Source organism: Cloacibacillus sp. (assembly GCA_036655895.1).
Lineage (GTDB): Bacteria > Synergistota > Synergistia > Synergistales > Synergistaceae > JAVVPF01.
The window spans coordinates 1-514 of the sequence record JAVVPF010000158.1 but is presented as its reverse complement, the minus strand read 5'-3'; the positions used below and the strand labels follow the sequence as shown (position 1 = coordinate 514).

The 514-nt window shown below is 52.9% G+C and carries 1 protein-coding gene; it reads right to left on the bottom strand.

Features of this window, described 5'->3' with window-relative positions; all coding sequences use genetic code 11:
* Positions 1–32 precede the first annotated feature (32 nt).
* Positions 33–514 (bottom strand): zinc metallopeptidase (locus RRY12_13435; GenBank protein ID MEG2185669.1); only part of this gene is annotated, 482 nt, incomplete at its 5' end.

The following is a 514-nucleotide window of genomic DNA, read 5'->3' as shown; positions in this document are numbered from 1 at the left end:
ATCAAGCCGCCTCTGTACATTTTACACTATTTTTAGTCCCTCCGCATTCCGCGCAGGGCAAGCAGCCTTACAAGCTGGAGTATGGTCATCACAAGAGCTGCAACGTATGTGAGCGCCGCCGCGTCAAGCACGGACTTGGCTCCGCCTATTTCGTCCTTCGCCAGAAGGCCTGTTTCGGAAAGCAGTCTCAGCGCGCGTGCACTTGCATCAAACTCGACAGGCAGAGTTACAAGGTGAAATACAAGAACTCCGCAAAAGAGCAGTATGCCCAAGTTAAGGAGATTCAGCGAACCCATGACCAGACCTATGAGGAAAAGCGGCATGGAAAGCATGGAGCCTATATTCACAACAGGAACTATTGTATTGCGCAGACGCAGGAAAGAATAGCCCTCCTTGTCCTGTATGGCGTGCCCCACTTCGTGAGCGGCAACGCCTATCGCGGCAATGCTCGTGTTTCCCGCCACAGAATCGGACAGACGGAGAACCTTCGCCCTTGGGTCGTAATGGTCTGTAA